Source organism: Bradyrhizobium sp. BWC-3-1 (genome assembly GCF_032917965.1).
GTDB classification, from domain to species: Bacteria; Pseudomonadota; Alphaproteobacteria; order Rhizobiales; family Xanthobacteraceae; genus Bradyrhizobium; species Bradyrhizobium canariense_D.
The window spans coordinates 1,463,032-1,483,561 of the sequence record NZ_CP136625.1; the positions used below are offsets into that span (position 1 = coordinate 1,463,032).

At 63.3% G+C, this 20,530-nt stretch carries 21 protein-coding genes; 10 read left to right on the forward strand and 11 right to left on the reverse strand.

The annotated features are described in order from the left end of the window. Positions 1-3: 3 nt before the first annotated feature. From RX329_RS07130 to RX329_RS07145, 4 genes are all read right to left on the reverse strand, one after another. Positions 4-213 (reverse strand): hypothetical protein, encoded by a 210-nt coding sequence (locus tag RX329_RS07130; RefSeq protein ID WP_026232575.1) that lies wholly within the window; start codon positions 211-213, stop codon positions 4-6. Between the two features lie 78 nt (positions 214-291). Beyond that, positions 292-921 (reverse strand): uracil phosphoribosyltransferase, encoded by a 630-nt coding sequence (gene upp / locus RX329_RS07135; protein ID WP_007614501.1) that lies wholly within the window; start codon positions 919-921, stop codon positions 292-294. 91 nt (positions 922-1,012) lie between these two features. Further along, entirely contained in the window at positions 1,013-2,251 is a 1,239-nt protein-coding gene (locus RX329_RS07140) for a URC4/urg3 family protein (RefSeq protein WP_085349557.1), read from the reverse strand. 7 nt (positions 2,252-2,258) lie between these two features. Then, the gene (locus RX329_RS07145) at positions 2,259-3,515 is read right to left on the reverse strand and encodes a GTP cyclohydrolase II (RefSeq protein ID WP_085349556.1); all 1,257 of its coding nucleotides are present in this window, start codon (positions 3,513-3,515) and stop codon (positions 2,259-2,261) included. A 389-nt stretch (positions 3,516-3,904) separates the two neighbouring features. Here RX329_RS07145 and RX329_RS07150 point away from each other — a divergent pair, with 389 nt between their 5' ends. Further along, a complete protein-coding gene (locus RX329_RS07150) occupies positions 3,905-5,032 on the forward strand; it encodes a threonine synthase (protein ID WP_085384416.1) in 1,128 nt (375 codons plus the stop codon). Between the two features lie 103 nt (positions 5,033-5,135). Further along, positions 5,136-5,942: a class I SAM-dependent methyltransferase gene (locus tag RX329_RS07155; protein ID WP_085349555.1), complete on the forward strand. Its 807-nt coding sequence runs from the start codon at positions 5,136-5,138 to the stop codon at positions 5,940-5,942. A gap of 37 nt (positions 5,943-5,979) precedes the next feature. Here the strand turns inward: RX329_RS07155 and RX329_RS07160 are convergent, their stop codons facing one another. Next, positions 5,980-6,795: a DUF2927 domain-containing protein gene (locus RX329_RS07160; protein ID WP_018453696.1), complete on the reverse strand. Its 816-nt coding sequence runs from the start codon at positions 6,793-6,795 to the stop codon at positions 5,980-5,982. Positions 6,796-6,863: 68 nt separating this feature from the next. Further along, complete coding sequence (locus RX329_RS07165; protein ID WP_007596474.1) at positions 6,864-7,442, reverse strand: L,D-transpeptidase; 579 nt, start codon at positions 7,440-7,442, stop codon at positions 6,864-6,866. A 266-nt stretch (positions 7,443-7,708) separates the two neighbouring features. On the opposite strand from RX329_RS07165, the gene RX329_RS07170 reads away from it, so the two are divergent. Further along, positions 7,709-9,256 carry an acetolactate synthase large subunit gene (locus tag RX329_RS07170; protein ID WP_085349553.1) on the forward strand — a complete coding sequence of 516 codons (1,548 nt, stop codon included), beginning with the start codon at positions 7,709-7,711 and terminating at the stop codon, positions 9,254-9,256. A 36-nt stretch (positions 9,257-9,292) separates the two neighbouring features. Continuing rightward, positions 9,293-9,811 (forward strand): hypothetical protein, encoded by a 519-nt coding sequence (locus RX329_RS07175; RefSeq protein WP_085349552.1) that lies wholly within the window; start codon positions 9,293-9,295, stop codon positions 9,809-9,811. A gap of 44 nt (positions 9,812-9,855) precedes the next feature. On the opposite strand, the gene RX329_RS07180 is transcribed toward RX329_RS07175, so the two are convergent. From RX329_RS07180 to RX329_RS07195, 4 genes are all read right to left on the reverse strand, one after another. Further along, the gene (locus tag RX329_RS07180) at positions 9,856-10,422 is read right to left on the reverse strand and encodes a hypothetical protein (protein WP_085349551.1); all 567 of its coding nucleotides are present in this window, start codon (positions 10,420-10,422) and stop codon (positions 9,856-9,858) included. 22 nt (positions 10,423-10,444) lie between these two features. After that, positions 10,445-12,046 (reverse strand): hypothetical protein, encoded by a 1,602-nt coding sequence (locus tag RX329_RS07185; RefSeq protein ID WP_085360461.1) that lies wholly within the window; start codon positions 12,044-12,046, stop codon positions 10,445-10,447. A gap of 264 nt (positions 12,047-12,310) precedes the next feature. Beyond that, positions 12,311-13,846: a peroxidase family protein gene (locus RX329_RS07190; protein ID WP_085360459.1), complete on the reverse strand. Its 1,536-nt coding sequence runs from the start codon at positions 13,844-13,846 to the stop codon at positions 12,311-12,313. A 324-nt stretch (positions 13,847-14,170) separates the two neighbouring features. Then, positions 14,171-14,404, reverse strand: a complete 234-nt coding sequence (locus RX329_RS07195; RefSeq protein WP_007596464.1) for a DUF3551 domain-containing protein — start codon at positions 14,402-14,404, stop codon at positions 14,171-14,173. Positions 14,405-14,658: 254 nt separating this feature from the next. Between RX329_RS07195 and RX329_RS07200 the strand changes: the two genes are divergently transcribed. The 5 genes from RX329_RS07200 to RX329_RS07220 all read left to right on the forward strand — a co-directional run bounded on the left by RX329_RS07200 (position 14,659) and on the right by RX329_RS07220 (position 18,892). Further along, the gene (locus tag RX329_RS07200; protein ID WP_085349549.1) at positions 14,659-14,997 is read left to right on the forward strand and encodes a hypothetical protein; all 339 of its coding nucleotides are present in this window, start codon (positions 14,659-14,661) and stop codon (positions 14,995-14,997) included. A gap of 149 nt (positions 14,998-15,146) precedes the next feature. Beyond that, positions 15,147-15,662 (forward strand): hypothetical protein, encoded by a 516-nt coding sequence (locus RX329_RS07205; protein ID WP_085349548.1) that lies wholly within the window; start codon positions 15,147-15,149, stop codon positions 15,660-15,662. Positions 15,663-15,753: 91 nt separating this feature from the next. Next, on the forward strand, positions 15,754-16,236 hold the full coding sequence (greA, locus tag RX329_RS07210) for a transcription elongation factor GreA (protein ID WP_085349620.1): 483 nt from the start codon (positions 15,754-15,756) through the stop codon (positions 16,234-16,236). Positions 16,237-16,290: 54 nt separating this feature from the next. Then, positions 16,291-16,968, forward strand: coding sequence for a hypothetical protein (locus RX329_RS07215; protein ID WP_085360457.1), 678 nt, complete (start codon positions 16,291-16,293; stop codon positions 16,966-16,968). A gap of 592 nt (positions 16,969-17,560) precedes the next feature. Further along, positions 17,561-18,892, forward strand: coding sequence for a tyrosine-type recombinase/integrase (locus tag RX329_RS07220; protein WP_317245560.1), 1,332 nt, complete (start codon positions 17,561-17,563; stop codon positions 18,890-18,892). A 722-nt stretch (positions 18,893-19,614) separates the two neighbouring features. On the opposite strand, the gene RX329_RS07225 is transcribed toward RX329_RS07220, so the two are convergent. Continuing rightward, the gene (locus RX329_RS07225) at positions 19,615-19,755 is read right to left on the reverse strand and encodes a hypothetical protein (RefSeq protein WP_247551758.1); all 141 of its coding nucleotides are present in this window, start codon (positions 19,753-19,755) and stop codon (positions 19,615-19,617) included. Between the two features lie 470 nt (positions 19,756-20,225). Between RX329_RS07225 and RX329_RS07230 the strand changes: the two genes are divergently transcribed. Beyond that, the gene (locus RX329_RS07230) at positions 20,226-20,516 is read left to right on the forward strand and encodes a hypothetical protein (RefSeq protein ID WP_317245561.1); all 291 of its coding nucleotides are present in this window, start codon (positions 20,226-20,228) and stop codon (positions 20,514-20,516) included. The last annotated feature ends 14 nt before the right edge of the window (positions 20,517-20,530 follow it).

The window sequence follows — 20,530 nt, forward strand, 5'->3', positions numbered from 1 at the left end:
GCATCACTTCGCGGGCGCAGCAGGTGGATTCGATCCGGTGGTGACGCTCGGCGCGTTGTTCGGATTGGAGGTCGTGGTCTGCGGGCCGACGTCGCGTCCATTGTAGAAGAAGACGGCAGCGACCACGGCGATCACGAAGATCGCGCCGATCGCCCAGCCCACCGGGCTGTTGCGGCGTGCTCTGTCTGCCCTGCGGTCATCCTGATAGGTCATCGTGCTCTCCATCGTAGAGCAGGAAAACCTTGCGCGAGCGAACCTGTTCCTAACGTGACGCGGTTTGCAAGCCGGCGCCTATCTCGTCCCGTAGGCGCGGTCGCCGGCGTCGCCGAGGCCCGGCAGGATAAAGCCGTTCTCGTCGAGACCTTCATCGACTGCGGCCGTCCAGATCGGCACGTCAGGATGCAGTCCGCGCAGCCGTTCGAGCCCTTCGGGGGCGGCGATCAGGCAGGCGAGGCGAATATCCTTGGCGCCGCGCTCCTTCAGCCGGTCGATTGCGGCCACAGCCGTGTTGGCGGTCGCAACCACGGGCGTCACCACGATCGCCAGGCGCTCGCTGAGATCGGACGGCGATTTGAAGAAGTACTCGACCGCGGCAAAGCTGTGCGGCTCGCGGTAGAGGCCAATATGGGCGACGCGCGCGGTCGGCACCAAATCCATCATGCCGTCGACGAAAGTGGTGCCGGCGCGCAGCATCGGCACGAACACCAGCTTCTTGCCCGCGATCTTGGCCGAATGCATCGTCGCCAGCGGCGTTTCGATAACGGTATCGGCGAGCGGCAGGTCGCGCGTCACCTCGTAGCACAGCAGCATGCCGATCTCCTTGATCAGCTCCCGAAACGATTTGGTCGAGATCGATTTGTCCCGCACCAGGGTCAGCTTGTGCTGCACCAACGGATGATCGACGATCGTGACGCCTTGCATGATCGGATGCCTTTCTTCCTTCTCCCCTTGTGGGAGAAGGTGGCGCGAAGCGCCGGATGAAGGATCTGTTTCCGCGAACTCGAACGAGAGACTAGAACACCGTACCGTCGCTGATCACCTTGAGCGGCGGCGAACCATCGGGCCGGCGCGCGAAGGCGATGGCGCGGCCCGCGGCCCAGGTGCCGCCTTCGAGAATGCTGGCGAGCGGCAATGTCTCAGGAGTGCGCCCGAGTTTGGCGCGGACCAGTTCGGCGAGCCGGTCCAGCAGCGCCACGGTCAGCGCGCGCCACTCGACGACGAGCAGGGAATCCACCGCATGCGCGCGCTCGGCATCGGCGGCGTCGCGCAGGCGCAGCACCTCGTGATCGACGAACAGCCCGCCATTGCGATATTCGGCAAGCCCGGTCAGGCCGTCGATGTCGGTGACGTCGAATCCGGCGCGCTGCAGCGGCTCGATCAACGAATAGCTCAGCCATTGCGACAGCTTGTGCAGGGGCACGAGACTTTCCGTTGAGTCGTTCGCCTTGATCGCCGGGTGGTGCCAGCAATCACCGAGCGGAATTCCGGCAAGCTCCAACCGAGACGGCCAGATCGGTCCGAGCTGGTTCAGCACGGCGGTCAGGATGGCGGGCGCGGGAACCGCGCCGCCCTTCGCCTGCGCCGCGATGTGATCGAACAGCCCGCCCGGCCGCGGGGTGTCGTGCGAGCCGAACACGTCCGCGCGCTCCGCCACCAGCTTGCCCAAGCGGCGCAGCAGATCGGTCCGCCCCTCGACCCCGAGCAGCGGATTGGCATCGCTCACCTGAAAGGCCGAAGTGAGCGCGGCGAGTGGCAGTCGCGCGAGCACGTCGGCATCGGTCCTGAAGGGCGCGCGGGGATCGTGGGAAAAAAGACCGCTCGCGAACATGTCGAGGCTCGCAATCGCAAGCCCCTCGGATCGGCCGACGCTTTGTCCCGTCACGGCGTCCCGGTATCGCCACGCCGCCCCCGCGCCGGCATCGAGCAGCACGCTGACGATGGCAAGGTCGAACTCCGCGCGCGCCCGCGCCGCGCGATCGGGCCATGACGCCGCGTCCGCGAGCCGCGCCCAACGGTCGACGCCACCAAGCACGAAATGGCGCCAGCGCGCATGAAACGGGATTTCCAAAGTGGGATAGGCTTTGCGCGTCACTGCGACAACGGCATCAGCAACGCCGTCCATGCGGTCGAGATCGATGGTGAAGTGCGTCAGCCCGCCGTTCAGGCCGATCTCGAACATCTCGCCGGCTCGCGCGCGAACCGCTGCTGCGCTGAGCAGCGAACGGGCCTGCAATTCCAAAGCGTCTGCCATCAATCGATCAGTATTTTTCCAGCGAACGCCCGACCACGCCGTCGACGTCCTTCTCCGGCGCGATGTCGGTGGAGTAATAGCCGGCGGCCTTCTTCGCGGCGATCTCGACATAGGCGTCGGCGGGAATGAGCTCGGGCGGGATCGGCACGCGCTCGACGATGTCGATGCCCTGCGAGGTCAAAGCGTCGTGCTTCATGTCGCTCATCGACAGGAAGCGGTCGATGCGCTTCAGGCCCAGCCAGTGGATGGTGTCGGGCATCAATTGCTGGAAGCGCGCGTCCTGGACGCCGGCGACGCATTCGGTGCGCTCGAAGTAGGCGGCGGCCGCGTCGCCGTCCTCCTGGCGCTTGCGCGCATTGTAGACCAGGAACTTCGTGACCTCGCCGAGCGCGCGGCCTTCCTTGCGGTTGTAGATCACGAGCCCGAGTCCGCCCTCCTGCGCGCCGCGCGCGGATTCCTCGATGCCGTGAATGAGGTAGGGCCGGCAGGTGCAGATGTCGGAGCCGAACACGTCGGAGCCGTTGCACTCGTCATGCACGCGGCAGGTGATCTTGGTGCGATGGTCCGGCAGCTTGCTGACGTCGCCGAACATGTAGACTGTGGTGCCGCCGATCGGCGGCAGAAACACCTTCATGTCCGGCCGGGTCACCAGCTCGGGGAACATACCGGCGGTCTGCTCGAACAGCGTGCGCCGCAGCTCGGTCTCGTTGGTCGCAAAGCGCTCCGCAAGGCCCGGCAGATACCAGACCGGATCGATCGCGATCTTCACCACCGACACGCTGCCATTGGCGTGCACGACGTCGCCGTCGGCGCGCAGGCGCTTGGCGGCGAGCGCCTCGCGGATCTCCGGCAGGTCCAGCCGCGCGCGCGTCACCGCAATGCTCGGCCTGATGTCGATGCCCTCGGCGATGTCCTTGCCGAAATTCTCGGCGACGAGATGCCCCCAGGGATCGAGCGCGACGATCTTGGCGGGATCGCTCCATTGCGGGAACGGCCCGATGGTGGCGGCCGGAAAGGTGTTGGTGAGGTCGGGACGTCGGATCGGATCGAGCGCGCCGGCGGACACCGCGAGCGCGCGGTACATCGCATAGGAGCCGCCATGGCTGCCGATCACGTTGCGATCCCCAGCGCGCGACACCGTGCCGATGATCGGTCCGCGGGCGCGTGCGTCGGCGGCGCCCCAGTGGATCGGGAAGGCGGCTGTCCTGCCCGGCTCCGGATGGGAGGTGAGGCGGATGTGGTCGGTACGGTTCGCGCGGCTCATGACCAAACTCCTAAAAAGCCAACGGCCCGCCGCTCGGACGGGCCTTGGCTCGTCGCGCTGCCGATGCGGAACACCGGCGGCGCGAGCTCAATCCAACATATTGTAGCGGGCAGTCGCGACAGACAAGTTAATCGTGCTGCGCGGGGGCGGGGCGGTTCGCGGCCAAATTCCTGTCGTCCCGCGACCCGGCAGCGCTTGCCCGAGTCCCACGCTACCGCACTGGCGGAGCTCTCCGCCACCGCAGTAAGATGATGAAGTAATTATGGTTTTCACGTTTTCAAGAGGCGCCACACGGTTGGCGTGCCGGGCGTCGAGTTTCTGGACAAAACGTGTCATCAAACCAAAACGTACAGATCGCCTTTGCCGCATCGCCTTCCTTGGAGACCGCCATGCCCGCCCCCGCCTACATCGACCCCCGCAACGGTAAGCTCTATCCGCTGGACCAGCCGCGCTGGTGCTCGGACGAGCGCACGCCGCTGCTGGTGACGCCCGGGGCAGGGATGTCGCGGGAGGAGATCGAGCCGCGCACGCGTTCGCTCTGGCGCTACCGGGCGGCGCTGCCGGTCGAGATCAAGACTCCGATCACGCTCGGCGAAGGCTGCACGCCGCTGGTGCAGCAGGCCTGGGGCGAGCTGCGCCCGTTCTTCAAGCTCGAATGGTTCAACCCGACCGGCAGCTTCAAGGACCGGGGCTCCGCCGTGATGCTGTCGTTCCTGCGGCAGATCGGCGTCGACGCCATTCTGGAGGACTCGTCCGGCAATGGCGGCTCGTCGATGGCGGGTCTCGGCGCCGCCGGCGGCATGCGCGTGAAGATTCTCGCGCCTGCATCGACGTCACCGGCCAAGATCGCACAGGTCCGCGCCTATGGCGCAACGGTGCAGTTGGTTGAGGGCCCGCGCGAGGAATCGGAGGCCGAGGCGATCCGGCAGTCGGACCAGGCCTTCTATGCCAGCCACAATTGGCAGCCGTTCTTTCTCGAAGGCACCAAGTCGCTCGCCTATGAGATATGGGAGGACCTCGGCTTCCGCGCCCCCGACAACGTCATCGTTCCCGTCGGCGCCGGCAGCAGCCTTTTGGGTTGCGCCTTTGGTTTCCGTGAGCTGTTGAAAGCCGGCCAGATCACCAGGCTGCCGCGGCTGTTCGCGGCGCAGCCGCTCAACTGCTCGCCGATCGATGCAAGCTTCAAGGCCGGCGTCGACACCCCTGTCGCGCGCGAGGTGAACAAGACCATCGCCGAAGGCACCGCGATCAAGCATCCGCTGCGCCTGCGCGAGATCATCGCCGCGTTGCGCGAGAGCGGCGGCGGCGCTGTCGCGCTCACGGAGGACGAGATCGTCGCCGCGCTGCGGCGTCTTGCGCGGCAGGGCCTGTTCGCCGAGCCGACCAGCGCAAGTGCTGCCGCCGCGCTGGACAAACTATCCGCCACCGGTAGCATCAAGGCGACCGAGACCACGGTCGCGGTCCTCACCGGCACCGGCCTCAAGGCCGCGACCATCGTTGCCGATCTCGTGCAATAGGACCGCGAGGAGGCGAAGCCGTCGCCGTCATGGGCTTGCGTTGAACCTTTGGCATCCGTCGTCAGCCTCATGAAAAACTGACATTGAGCGAAGGGAGAGTTCCATGGCCGACCAAGACCCGTTTGCTGGTTTCAAGGCAGTCCAGAAGGAAGCCTGGTCGCTGTTCACGCCGATGGAAGTGTTCACCACGCCCTCGGCCGCCAAGCTCGTGAGCTTCGCCGGGGTCGCGACCGGCCAAATGCTGCTCGACGTCGGATGCGGCACCGGCGTTGCCGCGATCACGGCGGCGCGCCGCGGTGCGAAGGTCAGGGGTCTCGACCTGTCGCCGGTCCTGCTCGAGCGCGCCCGCGAGCACGCGCAGCTGGCGAATCTCGATGTCGACTTCGCCGAAGGCGACGCCGAAAGCCTGCCCTATGGCGACAACGAGTTCGACGTGGTGCTCAGCCAGTTCGGCCACATGTTCGCGCCGCGCCCCGAGGTCGCCATCGGCGAGATGCTGCGCGTGCTGAAGCCCGGCGGCACCATCGCCTTCTCCACCTGGCCGCCGCATCTCTATGTCGGCCGGATGTTCGCGCTGATCGGCCGCCATCTGCCGCCGCCCGAGGGCGTGGCATCACCGGTGTCGTGGGGCGATCCGAAGATCGTCGCCGAACGTCTCGCGGGGAAAGTGAAGGATATCGCCTTCGAGATGGACATCATGACGCCGTCCGCACTCAGCCCGCAGCATTTCCGCCGCACCATGGAAACGACGATCGGGCCTTTGATCAAGCTCGTCGCCCAGTACAAGGACGAGCCGGACAGGCTGCGGAGTTTTCGCAGCGAGTTCGAGGCGCTGATCTCCGAATATTACGACGGAAGCAACAACGTGATGCGCCAGCAATTTTTGATGTCGAAGGCGAAGAAGGCGTAAAGCCGCGCCACGGTGCTTTCCTTCTCCCCTTGCGATCTCACTCCTTCAGATCGTTCACGCGCCTCACCCAAATGCGTACATCGGTGAGCACGTCGGGCAGCGCCGCCTTGACCTCAGCCACGGTCATGCCGGCCTTGATGCGGGGATCGTAGAGCAGGTTGAGGATGTACTGGTCATAGACGTCGAAATAGCCCATCGAGACGTTGTCGTTGAACATGGTCCAGGGCACGCTGGCGGTGTCGTTGATCGGGCCGAGCGATTGCAGCAGCTCCTCATAGGCGCAGTCGAGGAAGGTGAAATCGCCGTTGTCGACGGTGAGGATGACGTCGGAATGCTCGATCTCGAAATTGTCGTTCTTGCGGAAGCCGGACAGGCATTGCGGATCGAGCGAGGTGCGGATCTCGCGGGCCTTCTCCGCACCGTAGAAGCTCGAGATGGTGCGGAACAGATCGCGGTCGCGCACGAGCTTCACGCGCACATTCGCCGCTTCGCTGGAGTCGATCATGGCGATGTCGAGATGCTGCACGCGCTTGCCGATGTCGGCTACGACTTTCGCGAGCTGCGCCTTGCGGTCGGCGCGATCGCTCTCGGCGAACACGCGCACCGGTCCGTCGAACTTGCGGATGCGATCGACACGGCCGGCAAGGTGGTATTCGGCGCCGAACGCTGTCTTCAGAAAGCCGTCGACGATCTCGCCGTCGGTAAAGCTCTTCTTCTCGGCGCGCTGGCGCGAAGCGATCGCGGGCAATTCGCCCGCGACGGCGATGGTAGCGGTGTCAGGCGCGAACGCGACGGTGGCGAGCGCCAGCAGCACGATGCGAAAGCCGGACGGAGACGGGGCCAATGCGCTCATTGCCAGGCGACGCTGCCGTATTCGGAACCGACGCACAAGGCCGCATATCCACGCGCCGCCGATTCTTGCTAGTTGTTCAGCACGACCACCGTGGTGCCGACCCCGACGCGGCCGTAGAGGTCGGTGACGTCGTCATTGGTCATGCGGAAGCAGCCCGAGGACACCGCCTGGCCGATCGTCTCCGGCTCGTTGGAGCCGTGGATGCGATAGAGTGTCGAGCCCAGATACATCGCGCGCGCACCGAGCGGATTTTCGACGCCGCCCTTCATGTGACGCGGCAGGTCCGGCCGGCGCGCCAGCATCTGTGACGGCGGCGTCCAGTCCGGCCATTCCTTCTTGGCGGTGATCCGGTGCACGCCGCCCCAGCGGAAGCCGTCGCGGCCGACACCGATGCCGTAGCGCAGGGCCTGGCCGTTCTGGAGCACCAGATAGAGCCGGCGCTCCGAGGTGTTCACCACGATCGTGCCCGGGGCGTAGTTGCCGTTATACATGACGGTGGTGCGGGGAACTGGGCTCGAGCCGCCGCGGAAGAAATTCGGGCCGCCGCCCATGATGTCGCGCGAGTCGAACTCCTCGGCGAAGGCGCCGCCGGCGGTCGCCGACAGCAGTGCGATGGCGGCAATCGGCGCGGCAAAATACCGGATCATTGTTCCCCCAGCAAAAAATCGATTCAACTGAAGTTACAGGCCATATTTGCGGGCTTTCCGCAAGCCACGGCCTCGTGAGACGGGGCATCCTTAACGGTTGGAGTTACCAAACCGGCAACCGCGCCAATTTGCCGGAAAGTATTAGCCAAACCAGCGCATCGCCGCGCGGGGCAGGGCGGCGACGCCGGCTATTGCTTTGACGAGACGAGCGAACAATGATTGATCGGATGGATTGTTGGAACATTGCCGGTTGCGGGAGCTGACGGATGAACGGTGCGGAAAGTCTGGTGCGGACGATGGTCAAGGGCGGGGTCGACGTCTGCTTCTCCAACCCCGGCACCTCCGAGATGCATTTTGTCGCAGCGCTCGACCGCGTGCCCGGCATGCGTTGCGTGCTTGGCCTGTTCGAAGGCGTGGTGACCGGCGCCGCCGACGGCTATTTCCGCATGAAGGGCACGCCGGCCTCGACGCTGCTGCATCTCGGCCCCGGTCTTGCCAACGGCCTTGCCAATCTGCACAACGCCAAGAAGGCGAATTCCGGCATCGTCAACATCGTCGGCCAGCACGCCGTCTACCACATCGACTACAACGCGCCGCTGACCTCCGACATCGAGGGCCTGGCCCGGCCGATGTCGTCCTGGGTCCGCACTTCGCCGGACTCCAAATCGGTCGCTGCCGACGGTGCCGCGGCGATCGCCGCCGCCAAGAGCGCGCCGCCGCAGATCGCGACCCTGATCCTGCCCGCCGACACCGCCTGGAACGAAGCGGACGGCATCGCCGAGGTTCCGGCCGAGCAGCAGCGCGCGAGCTATTCGCCGCAGGCGGTCGAGCAGGCCGCAAAGATCCTGCACGGCGACGGCGAGGGCACGCTGCTGCTGATGACCGGCAGTGCGCTGAGCGAGCAGGGCCTGGCGCTGGCAGAGCGCATCGCCGCCAAGACCGGTTGCACCGTGATGGGCCCGACCTTCCGTCCCAGGATGGCGCGCGGCCGCGGCCGCTTCTCGATCGACCGCATCCATTACGTGATCGACAACGCGCTGCAGATGCTGGCCAGGTTCCGCCATATCGTGCTGGTCGAGTCCGACGATCCCGTGGCGTTCTTTGCCTATCCGAACAAGCCGAGCATCCTCAAGCCCGAGGGCTGCGAGGTGCATCGCATGACCTCCTGGGGGGAGAATTCGGTCGCTGCACTGGAAGCGCTCGCCGGCGCGGTGAAGGCCAGCGCGAAGGACGTCAAGCCGCAGGCCGCGGCTGAGCTGCTCAAGCCGACCGGCGCACTGACCCACGCCTCGATCGCGCAATCGATCGCCTATGCGATTCCGGAGAACGCGATCCTGGTCGACGAATCCCTCACTACCGGCCGCGCCTTCTTCCCGCCGACAGCGGCGGCTGCTCCGCACGACTGGCTCCAGAACATGGGCGGCTCGATCGGCTTCTCGACGCCGCTCTCGATCGGTGCCGCGATCGCCTGCCCGGACCGCAAGGTGATCTGCATGGTCGGCGACGGCAGCGCGATGTACACGATCCAGTCGCTGTGGACGCAGGCGAGAGAAAATCTCAATATCGTCACCATCGTGTTCGCCAATCGCATCTACCAGATCCTGCGCGGCGAGTTCGACAATGTCGGCGCCGGCGAGCCCGGCCAGCGCGCCAACGACATGCTGCGGCTCGACCGGCCGACGCTGGATTTCGTGGCGCTGGCCAAGGGCATGGGCGTGCCCGGCCGCGCCGTCACCAACGCGGACGAGTTCAACAAGGCGCTGGCCGAGGCCGTCGCCGAGCCCGGACCGCGGCTGATCGAAGTCCAGATGTAGGGCACCGCATCAGGAGCGCCGAGGGCCGGGGGCAAGATGCAGACCGAGCTGAACAAGGTGATCGCGGCACTCCGGGACTTCTACGCACACGAAACATTCCTGTTCGAGAAGGACATCGGCGAGCGTGCCATCACGCACCGCTTCGCTGTGCATCTGGAGAAGCAGTTCTCCGGCTGGTCGGTCGATTGCAACTACGACCGGCTAGGCGAGCGTACGCTGCATCTGCCGCACGGCACCATCATCTCGACCGACGATCATCTGGGCAAGTCGATCTACCCTGACGTCGTGGTGCATCAGCGCGAGATCCCGAACAATTTGCTCACCGTGGAGATCCGCAAGGCCAGCAATCACACCGCGCTCGACCACGACCAGCACAAGCTGATGGCGTTGACCGATGCGCATGTCTGGTTCGCCTTTTGGATCGGCGTGCTGCTGGTGCTGGACAAGGACAACGTGACGATCTCGGAAGTCTATGTCAGCGGCGTCCTCGATCAGCCGCTGTCGCGCTGGTTCGCCACGCGGCTGGAGGAGGTCGGCCTCGGGATGGCGCGTTAAGGCGTGTGCCGAATTGTCGCCTTTAATTCAGCTATTCCCTTGAGTCATAGCCCAAGCGCGATCTCGGCCCATTTCAGCATGCGGTCGCTATTGAGGAACGCCAGCACCGCCGGCTCGAGCGACGCTGTGCCGCCCGGTGCGAGCAAAGCCGTCGCGGCCACCATGTCGCAGCGTTGATTGAAGGCGAGTGAGAGCGCGGCCTTGGCGTTCCCCTCGACGCGATATGCCCGGCTGCGGCCGCGCATTGGACCGACAAGGATCTCTCGGCCGGCGGCCGTCGGCGTTGCCTTCCCAATCAGCGCCAGGTCGCCCATCTGCTCGAGGTCGCCGTCATCGGCAATGCCGGTGGCGCAATTGCAAAAGCCGAGCTTGGCGCGAACGTAGAGCTGGACTTCGCCGCCGCAATCCGCGGCCTTGCAGCGGAACGCTTTTCCTTTCCCCCAGGGATCCGCACCGAAAGGCCAGTCGATTTCCGTCCACACTGGGCGAACCTCGCCGGAGGTCGCTGTTGCGCGTGCCGGTTCACCGGATCGCAATATCCAGAGCGCTGTGGCTGAGCAGAACAGTGCGATGGCTGCGCTGGTTGCAACGAGCTTGCTTGTCAGGCGCATGGAAGTTGCCGCGACATCTTTGCTAATTCTGAGCCATCAACTTTCGTGCGGCCGCGAGGTCCTCTCGCGACGAGTCGCCATTTCTCGCGGTTTCGACGACTTTCGCGTAGTACTGGCGGGCCTTCACAGGATCCCCCGCTTTCTCGGCCGCGTGAGCGGCGCCGATCGTCGCGCCAAATCGGTTCGGCTCCTTGCGCATCGTGCTTTCGAACGCGACCAATGCCTCCGTCGCCATGCCGCGTTCGAGCAGCATGGTCCCGTAAAGCTCGCGTGCGGGGGCAAGTGGACCCGGCGTCACGATGGATTTTTCGGTCTTGTCTTCGGCATCGGCGGCAAGGCGCATCGCTTCCAACGCATCCGCCTGCTTCCCCAGGGCGTTGAGCTGCCAGGCTGTAGCGACCTGCCGCTGAATGTCCACGATTTCGGCCCAATAGGCGTCCTTGTCCTGCTGCAGCTTGTCCCGCAACTCCGCCAGCTTGGCGATGTCCGCCGTTGCCGCGTCTGCATTGCCGGAGCGCGCGGCGCCAAGGGCGCGGGCGAAATAGGTGATCGCATCGGCATAGGCAAACCGGCTCGGCTCGACCTTCAGCGCGGCGGCGCCCTGCCAATCACCGCGCTCGACCATATAGCGCGCTTGGCTGGCCGCTATCGCGTAGGGACCGGCGCGCACAGCCGGCACATAGCCAGTGGTCGCAATCATGTCCGCGATGACCTCGCTGGCTCGGCTGTCCTGCGCAAGCTGGAGCAGCGCGTAGACCATATAATCGTCGGCATGCAGCTGCTCGCTGGGGTCTTTGCCCTCCTTGGCAGCCTTCGCGGAACGGCTATTGGCGTCGATGGATTCGTTCCAGTAGCCGACGCGCGTGAAGATGTGCGACGGCATATGCAAGGCGTGCGGTGCCGCCGGCGCGATCTCGGAATAACGCTTAGCAGCGTCGAGTCCTTGCTCTGCGATCGCCGGATAGTCATAGAGATGGATCAGGTAATGTGCGACGCCGGGATGCCGCGGCTGGCGCTTGAAGATCGGCTCCAGGATAGCGGCGCCCTTGAGCTGGTTGGCATAGGACTTGTCGTTTGGTGACGCCGTGACGTTCAGCGTAATGGCGTAGGCGATCTGCGCCTCGTCATCATCGGGATAGCGCGCGGCGACGGCTTCGGTTGCCCTGAGATAGGCCTGCGCACGCTGTCCAAACGTCGTCTTTTCGTCGCCCGAATAGAAGGCCAGCAGCGCATCGATATAGTCGCGTTCGCGTTCGCTCTTGGCGCCGAGTGCCTTCGCCTTCTGCAGCGCGGCGAGCCCTCCGGTGAGGTTTTCCTTCGGCGCGGCAAAATGCGGATTGTACAGCAGGCTCAGCGCAATGCCCCAATAGGCGATCGCGCATTCCGGATCGGCCTGCAGCGTCTCCTCGAAAATTTCCTTTGCGGGCCGGTACCAGAACGAGTGCTGATAACGCATCCCGCGATCAAAGCGGCGCTGCGCCACCTCGTTGCAGGAAGTCTGGAAGTGCACCTTGCCAAATTGCTCATCGGCCCCGTCTTCCGCGCGTGCGGCGGGCGTGCCGGAAATCGAGCCTAAGGTAGCGAGGGCGAGAAGAGAGACGGTTCTCAAGGCGAGCGCGCGCATCGGCCCCTCCGTTTCTGTTCAGAATAAATCTGGTCAGATGGCGCCGATAAAACCGAGGGCGCCGAAGTTCGTACTGCTGAGATCGGCAATGGCAATTGCGTTGTTGAAGGATTTCTCCATTCGCGATGCGAGTCAACAGGAAGCGGACGGATTTGCGTTAGGGAAGCACGCCTGCCAGGATCCATCCGCCGCGCGTCGAGGCGAGTGGGTCACAAGGCCGCTCGCATGACGAGCGGCCTTGCATCATCATCGTCCGTCACCCGCTCAATGCAGCGGATCGCCCTGGCCGAGCGCGTAGGCGACGAGGTCCTTCAGCGCGAAGCCGGAGCCGGTCACCGGCGTCCATTGCGGGTCGAGCGACAGCACGGAGGAATTATCTCCGAACATCATGCCGAGGAAGACTTCTGCGACGATGCGACCGCCGACCGGTCCGAGCTGCGGTGTCTTGACCGTGGCGGGCCCGCCGGTGGCGGAGATCGGCATGTTGGTCGCGTTTTGCCGCGCCTCGGCGAGGATGTAGGCCCACAGTGGGCAGTTGTCGGCGAACACGCCGTTCGCGATGCTCGCGATCTTGACTTGCGGATCGCCCGGTCCCGGCTCGTCGACCGCCTTGCCGATGATGATCTCGTCGTCGGTCAGCGGTGTCAGCTTCATCGCCTTGGCGACGGCCTGGCCGGACGGCAGCCCAAGCCGCCAGCTGCGCTCGAGATTGCGCAGCGCTAGCGACGCCGGATTGGAGGCGACTTCCGGCGGCAGCTTGCGCAGCGGGTCCACAAGCGAGGCATCGATGCGATAGGCAAACTGCAGCCGCCTCTTGTTGTCGGGATTGGCGTCGTCGTCCTCGACGCCATAGGGGCGCGTGTCGAGATCGATGAAGCGGCCCCAATCCATGGCGCGTCCTGGTCCCATCGCTCGGAAGCCGGTCAGTGCGTTGTGGTCGGGATTGTTGGGATCGGGAAAGATCTGCAGCAGCATGTTAGCCGCGTCGTTCAGCCGGTAGCCGGGGCGGATCATGGAGTGCCCGAGCCGGTAGGCCGCGACCGAGAACTCGACCGGCATGAACGGATAGGTCTTCCAATGGTAGTAAGCGAGCTTGCCGCGGTCGTAGCGACCCGCGGTCTTCAGCTGGTCCAGCACGCTGGCGTGGACGATGCGCGGCAGGAAGTCGTTCAGCACCACGTACTGATAGTGGAATCGAACGCGCTGCTGCACCTCTTCGAACGACAGGCTGTCATTGTCGTCGACCATGCGGTTGTGAAAGCGCAGCATCAAGGCTTGAAACTGCGAGACAATGCTGTTCTCGTCGTTGCGGGGATCGCCGATCAGCGCGCGGCCCTTGAAGCGCGGCAGATCGACGGCATCGAGCACGCCCGCGCCGGTGACCTTCTCGCCGAGCCGGAACTTGATGCCGTCATACATGTAGGGCTGGTCGTTCGGACCGCGGCCGTAGACATTGTCCATGTCGAGCGACGGCGTGCGGAAATCGACGAGCCCGTCGGGGTCCTGCTGCTTGGTCAGCGAGCTGACCGGATCGAAGGTGATGTCGTGGTCGATGAACTGGCCGAAATAAGTGTAGAGCGAGGGAATGCCGCTCTCTTCCGCGTCCGGTCCGTCCTTCGGCCCGTCGAAGCCGGCGACCATCTTGTCGGCGAGCGCCGACAGGTTTGCGATCGTGTTGGAATCGTTCGGGCCGAATTTGGCCGGTGCGAGCTTGCGGAACATGCGGCCGAAGCGGCCTTGCGAAAGCGGCGAACGCGTTGCGTTCAGACCGCGCGGAACAATTGCGTGGCGGCTGCTCATTGAAACACCTTCCTGAAAAGTCGAATGGAAAGATCGGGCTAAGGTTTCTCGCGCTGGAGTTTGCAGCCTAGGCGCGATCACGCCTGCCACGAGCGAGATGGATCACAATTGCCCGGTATCGAAATTTTCGGAAGGTGCGCCTTGGCCCGCAAGCCACGGCTGCGCATCGTGAATTTCTCGGTGCTGATGACGGATAACATTCTCGTCATCGACGGACGCAAGCGGCTTCGCACAGTTTCAATTCGCCGGCACGTCGGCGGAGCGGGTCGTCTTCACGCAAAAATTGTGGCGGCGCGCGCGTCATACGCGCACGCCGCCAATTCGTCAGTAGTCGCGCTGCTGCGAGAACGCGTAGCGCGGGTTGATGCCGCAATAGGACGACGTGCCGGAGGCGGTAGCGAGGCACTGCTGATAGCTGGCGAACTGGCAATTGCCGGGGTAACCCCACGAGCGGCCCTGGATGCAATATCGATCGTTCGCAGGATGTGCCTGGGCTGCCGGGGATGCTACGGCGAGCAGGGCCGCGAGCGATGCGAGAGTGAGGATGGTGCGACGCATGTCAGTCTCCTTCGAGAGCGAGTGGGTGGGAATGCCAGCGAGCCTGGCTCGTCTGTTGCGCAGTCATGCCTGTATTGGTGTCGCCAGAATGCTTTGCGTTCGCGACAAGGCACATCATGACGCAGCCTGCTGCCGGCAATGTGATCTCGGCCACAGTTCACCATGGGGTTCGAGCCTATCGTGAACGGACTTGCACGCGTCGATCCCGCAGAAATACGCTTGCCTTATTCGGATCAGGTATTTTGGAGGTTCTAATGCAGAAATCATACTTGCTGGCTGCGACAGCAGCGCTGGCGCTTCTCATGCAGGCACCACTCGCGTTGGCGCAGGGCGCACCAGCCGCCGCCGGAACCGCGGCGTCTGCGACGACAACCGCCGCGCCGGCAACGACGACGACCGCGCCGGGCGCAACCAGCGACACCTCCAGCCAGCCGACCGACTCCAAAAAGAGTGCGTCGAAGAAGCCGGCGAAGAAGAAGATGACGCGGCAGCAGGAGATCGATCACTCGGTCGACAGCGGCACGGTGCCCGCGCGCTACCGCAGCTCGGTGCCGAAGCAATACCAACAATACATTCCGTTCGATAAGCAGTGACGGATCGCACGGCAGCGCGGCGTGATCGGGCATCGCGCCGCCAATGCCATCGCGTGAAATAGGACCTTGGCCGGACGGAATCCGGCCATACATCCCCAGTGGCGGTCCGCGCGAGCGGTGCTAGAGTAGGTCGAAGCCTGGGGGGAGTAATGAGTGACGACGTGAAGGATGCTGGCCTCGTGGCGATGATCAGCAGCATCCTGGGAGGCAACAGGCGCGCCGCAGACAGTGTTGCGCCGCCGCCGGTCATCGAGGTTCCGCCGCCGACCGCGCCGACGAACGGATTTGAGCTGGTCGAGCTGCCCGCCGCCGATACGCCGCCGGCCAACCTCGAGGACAAGCCCGAAACAAATTCCGAGAACGCGCTCGATGCGGCGCTGGCCCCCGCGAAGTCAGTCGAGCCGCCAGCGAAGATCGCCACGACACCTGATGGCAAGCAGTTGCTGCCTGCTGAAGCGATCGCCGATCTCGTCCTGGGTGAGCTGCGCAAGCTCGAGAATTTTCCGGCGACCGGCGCCTCCGTCACGGTCTACGGCTACAGGCACTGGAACGCGATGATCACCTTCGCGCCGTTCTCGACCACGTTCCGGGATGCCACGCGGTTCCGGCAGGCCATGCCGGACATCGTTTTCAAGCTGCGCCGTTTCGTCGTACTTGAGATATGATCCGGGATGATCGCCAGCTTCTGCCCGCCGCGATTGCTTGCGGCGCGAAGGCGCGGGCCGTGAGCCCGAACAGTTCGACAGGATTTTCGACTTGAGCGTTGCCTTTACCAAGGAAGAGAGCGCGGAAACCGCCGCCGAGACGCTGTTGCCGGATCGGCCGATCTCGCCGCATCCAAACCTCGTGACGGAAGCAGGCTTGCAGGCGTTGCAAAAGAAGCTTCAGGACGCGCGCGAGGCCTATGAAGCCGCGCAAGCCATCGAGGACGTCAACGAAAAGCGCCGGCAGTCGGCGGTGCCCTTGCGTGACGCCCGCTATCTCACCGAACGGCTGCGCACGGCGCAGGTCATTCCCGCCCCGGCCTCGACCGATGTCGTCGCCTTCGGCAGCACGGTGACGTTCAGCCGCGCCGATGGCCGCGTGCAAACCTATCGCATCGTCGGCGAGGACGAAGCCGATCCCAAGGCCGGCACGATCTCATTCGTGGCACCGGTGGCGAAGTCGTTGATGGGGAAGGCGGTCGGGGATGTCGTGGGGTCCGGTGCGCAGGAGATCGAGATTTTGTCGATTGGGTAGGGGGCGTTTATCGATGGTTTCCGCTGTGTCCGCGCAACAAGGCGCGATAGCTGGATGAGGCGGTTTCTGTCGGGAGCATTGCCGTTTTACGCGCTGGCCGGGTTGGCCATGTGCATGTACCTCGTCCTGTACAGGACAAATCTCTTCGACCTGAACGCCGTCGTCCAGGATGCGACCGGCTCGGCGTGGTTTCCGGCCTTCATATTCGTCTGCGTGCTGCTGGAGGCGGTCTTCCCGTATTTTGGCTATTTCCCCGGAACCGCTCTCATCCTGATGTCCGTGGCGCTCAATCCAAAGCCCGCGGACGTCTCCGTTTTCATCGTGGCGTGGTTGGCCATCATCCTGGGCGCCGTTCTGAGCTACGGACAGGCTCGTTTTTTCAGACCGCTGTTGCAGCGGATTGCCTCAAAGGCGGCACTGAACCGGTGTGAGTCCCTCCTCGACGCCTACGGTCCTTACGCGCGAATTGCGCTGTTCCTTCATCCCAACGCCTGCGCGATGTATTTCACGGCACTCGGACTCCTCGGCCGCAACCTGACGCGCGAGCTCGCCTATCTCGGCGTGGGCGCAGCAGCCTCTGTGGGCATTCTGTTCGTCGTGGTGACCAGACTTGTGTCGTCCGTAGGCACCACGGACGATGGAGAATTGCAGCTGCTGCTGGCCGCAGCGCTGGTTACTATCGGGACGCTGGTCGGTCTCTACGCCGCCTGGCGGCCGGCGCGGGTTGCGTGAAGCTTGATGCGATCGCGCTTCAGGTCCCCTGCAATGATGCCATCATGCCGGTGTTTTGCCCGACGAGTCAAATTCTATTTCGGAAAAGTCGCAATCCCGTAACATTGATCCGACTGAGGTCGGCTACTGTGCATGGGGTTGTTTTCGATGTTTTTGATTTGGACGGGTGAAGTCAGCCGCCGAGCGTCGGTTATCGTCCGCAACAAATGATAGTTCAGGAAGGTGAATGGTGGGCGCACAAGGGATCGAACCTTGGACCTCTCCCGTGTGAACCACAATCCGTAGATCCCAGTTAACCAAATACAGCCATAGTTGGAATGTAGAAATTCCTTTAGTTGATGGTGGTTATGGCCATACTTGGCCATAAGAGCCCATAGGTGACCTTACTACATTTTGTATGCCCCCGTTGTGCCCGCCGTGGGTTTTCCCTTGGGGCACAAAAAACGGGGGAGGTCTGAGACTCGGTTCTGTTTGGGTCTGTGGATCCTCCCTCCGCGGGCACACAACAAGGAGAAGGTCTGAGGCCCGGTTCTGTTCGAGGGCTGAACGCCTTCTTGGGGGGCACACCGGGCACAGAGAGAGGGAATGAATCATGACGGAGCCGGCCAACCAGCTGACACTCACTGATACGGTAATCCGCAAAGCAACGCTGCCGCCCGGTAAGTCGCAGCATTATCTCCACGACGACAAGCTGCCCGGCTTGGCCTTGCGCATGCGCGCCACCGGCGGCCGGACCTGGGTCTACCTCTTCACCAAGCCGGGGGTGAGGGGGACCCAGCGCAAGACCCTCGGCGCGTGGCCTAAATATAGTGAGAAGGCCGCGCGCAAGGCCGCCACCATCGCCGCAGGCGAGGTCGTCAAGGGCTTGGACCCGAACGACCCGAAGCGCGAGGCGAGGCGGCAACAAGCAGCCGAGAAGCAGCGCACCACGCTCGCGGCCCTCATTGTTGAAGATGGTCCCTACCAGATGTCCTTGACCGAACGTCAAGTCGTCAACTGGAAGCCAGCAATGTCGGCGCTGCGGCGCGGGCTCAAGGATCACGCCGAGACCGGCGTAGGGGACCTAACGAGACGGCAGATCATGGCTGCGGTGGACAAGATTGCCAAGACCGGCAAGCGCGGTGCAGCCAAGGACTTGCGCAAGCACGTGCATACCTTTCTCGAATGGTGTGTCGGCGAGGGCTATGTCGAGCACAACGCGCTCGCCGGCTATCGCGCGCCCAAGGAAACCCGGGCGCAAAGGGTCGGACGCCGAACGAAGGGGCGCGCTCTGACCGATGAGGAAATCATCAAGGTCTGGAATGCATCAGGCAAGCTCGGGGCTTTCGGTCTCCTGGCACGCATGTGCCTGCTTGGCGGCCCGCGCCGCAGCGAGCCTACCATGATCGAGTGGCGAAAGCACATCATGGACGACCGGATCACCTTCGATGCGGCGTGGACCAAGATGGGACTGCACCACGATGTGCCGCGCACTCACCTGGTTGACGAGGTGCTCACGGCCGCGAAACATTTCCAGCGGGCAACCTCTGACTATGTCTTCCCGTCGCCAAAGACCGGCGGCCAGATGTCCGGCTTCACCAAGATGGTCAACCGCTTGGTCAAGGAAGCGAGCGTCGCCAAGTTCACCATGCACGACTTAAGGCGCAGCTTGCGTACCATCATGTCACGCTGTGGCTACGACAACGAAATCCAGCGTCTATGTGTTGGGCAAAAGCCCAGCGGAATCGATCAGGTCTACAATCACGACGAACAGTGGATCATCCGCAAGATGGCCTTTGAAGCTGCTCACGACTACATTGCGGAGTTGGTCGGCGCGAAACGGGTCGGCAAAATCGTGCGCCTTCAGCGGACGAATCCACTTGACCCGATCAAGGCAGAGCTCCTCGGCCGTCTCCGTGAGCATTATGCGGCTGAGGCGCCTTAGTGGTCTTGTCGCACTGGGACAGGTAGTCGCGCACCGCGTCGACACGATAGAGTGGCCGGCCATCGACGTAGCCGCCATTTCAGCGGGTGGTTTGGATCGCGCCGCCACGCTCCAGCGCGCCAGGCGTGCGCCGGATGACCGCGGCCGTCTCTAATGCCGCACAATTGGAGCTACAGGGCAGCGTATCGATATCGAACGTCGCGGGCGGCGGCATGCCGCCGTTTTTGCGTGGCCGCTTCGTAGCGTGCAGCTTCTTGCCACCGTCTTGCACCCCCAAATACCTCGATCGGAGTCTTCCCGCCCATGCCTGCGCCCGAACCGTGACCCGCTGAGGCAATAGAAGCGCAGGCTTCTTCAGGAACAAAGAGATCTAGAGCTTAAGCATAGCTGCCGGGTAGCTGTGGCGTGCAAAAAGGACGAAATGCATCCATTTGCCGAGAGGTGATGGGGGCTCGTGCGCCCGAGCCGTTGGTGTACTTGAAGTGTACCGCACGTGTGCGTGAGCGTGCGATTTGGTGGGGATAATTGCGTGGTATTTGGCGCGGAAAGCTTGCTAAACACGCTGTGGCGTGATCGGGCCAGAAACCAAAGTTGTAATGGAATCAAGGGCCTGTGACCGAAAGTGAGCACGGATTTGACGGGAAAACCCGCGAATCATAGTATGCTGGCCCCGGCAGGTGCCCCCCAGAGCTGACACTCTGAGGGGCGTGGTCCTGGAGGACCTACTTGCCGACATTATCTCGGGGTGTCTTCCATTCGTGGTAGACGCCCCGAGCCGTTTCGAAGACCATCATGCCGGCGTTGATCGCCACGATAGTCATCGATGCCGCCAGGACCACCTTCCAGCAAAGAAGCCAATTCATGGCTCCCTCCTTTCCAGCGGTTGACGAAATTGCACCTGATCTAAGAATCAGACATTGCTGTCTCAAATCACTCGACTAGGTGTACCCCTAACCAAATATGGCTTTGGTTTCGAGTCAATGTACATTTTGTTGTCCCGTTCCATCAGCTTGATTCCACTCACAGAATCGATCCTAAGTCCTATCATCGATTCGGCCGTGATTCGTCAAAAACGTCGATAAATCCAGACTCGATGCCGATTCCTAAACGAGTCGACCCGTACGATTCTGTGGATACGATTCCGAGCCTTGACGGTTCGAATCCTTTAAACAGCACGCGATTCGGAATCCTTTTTCGAAGGATTCGTACGACGCATCGAAAGGGTCGCTTGTTCATGCGTAGGCCTGGCTGCTCATGTGTGACCATCAAGCTGTCCTCGCTAATCCGTCGATCATGATCGACCACGGGCGACAGGACGAGTTATCCGCAGAGCATGCTGCGATCAAAATTGGGTTTCTTAAGTGCTGATATCAACCATCTCGGTAATCTGCGATTTATGGGAGCGACTGACAACATCCGCAAAAAGGCTGAGCTGCCTGCCGCGTATTTTGCCCGAATGAAGGCCGGAGGAATGAACATCACCAAGCACCTGCTCCTAGCCGACTATGCTGGTGATCCGTCGAAACTCGCCTTCGACAACGCCTCGTATAAGGAATTCCGGGACCTTCGTTTTGAGCGGATGTGGGATATCTTGTCGTCAACAACGAATCCTGAAGTCACGTAACAAGCAACGTCCCT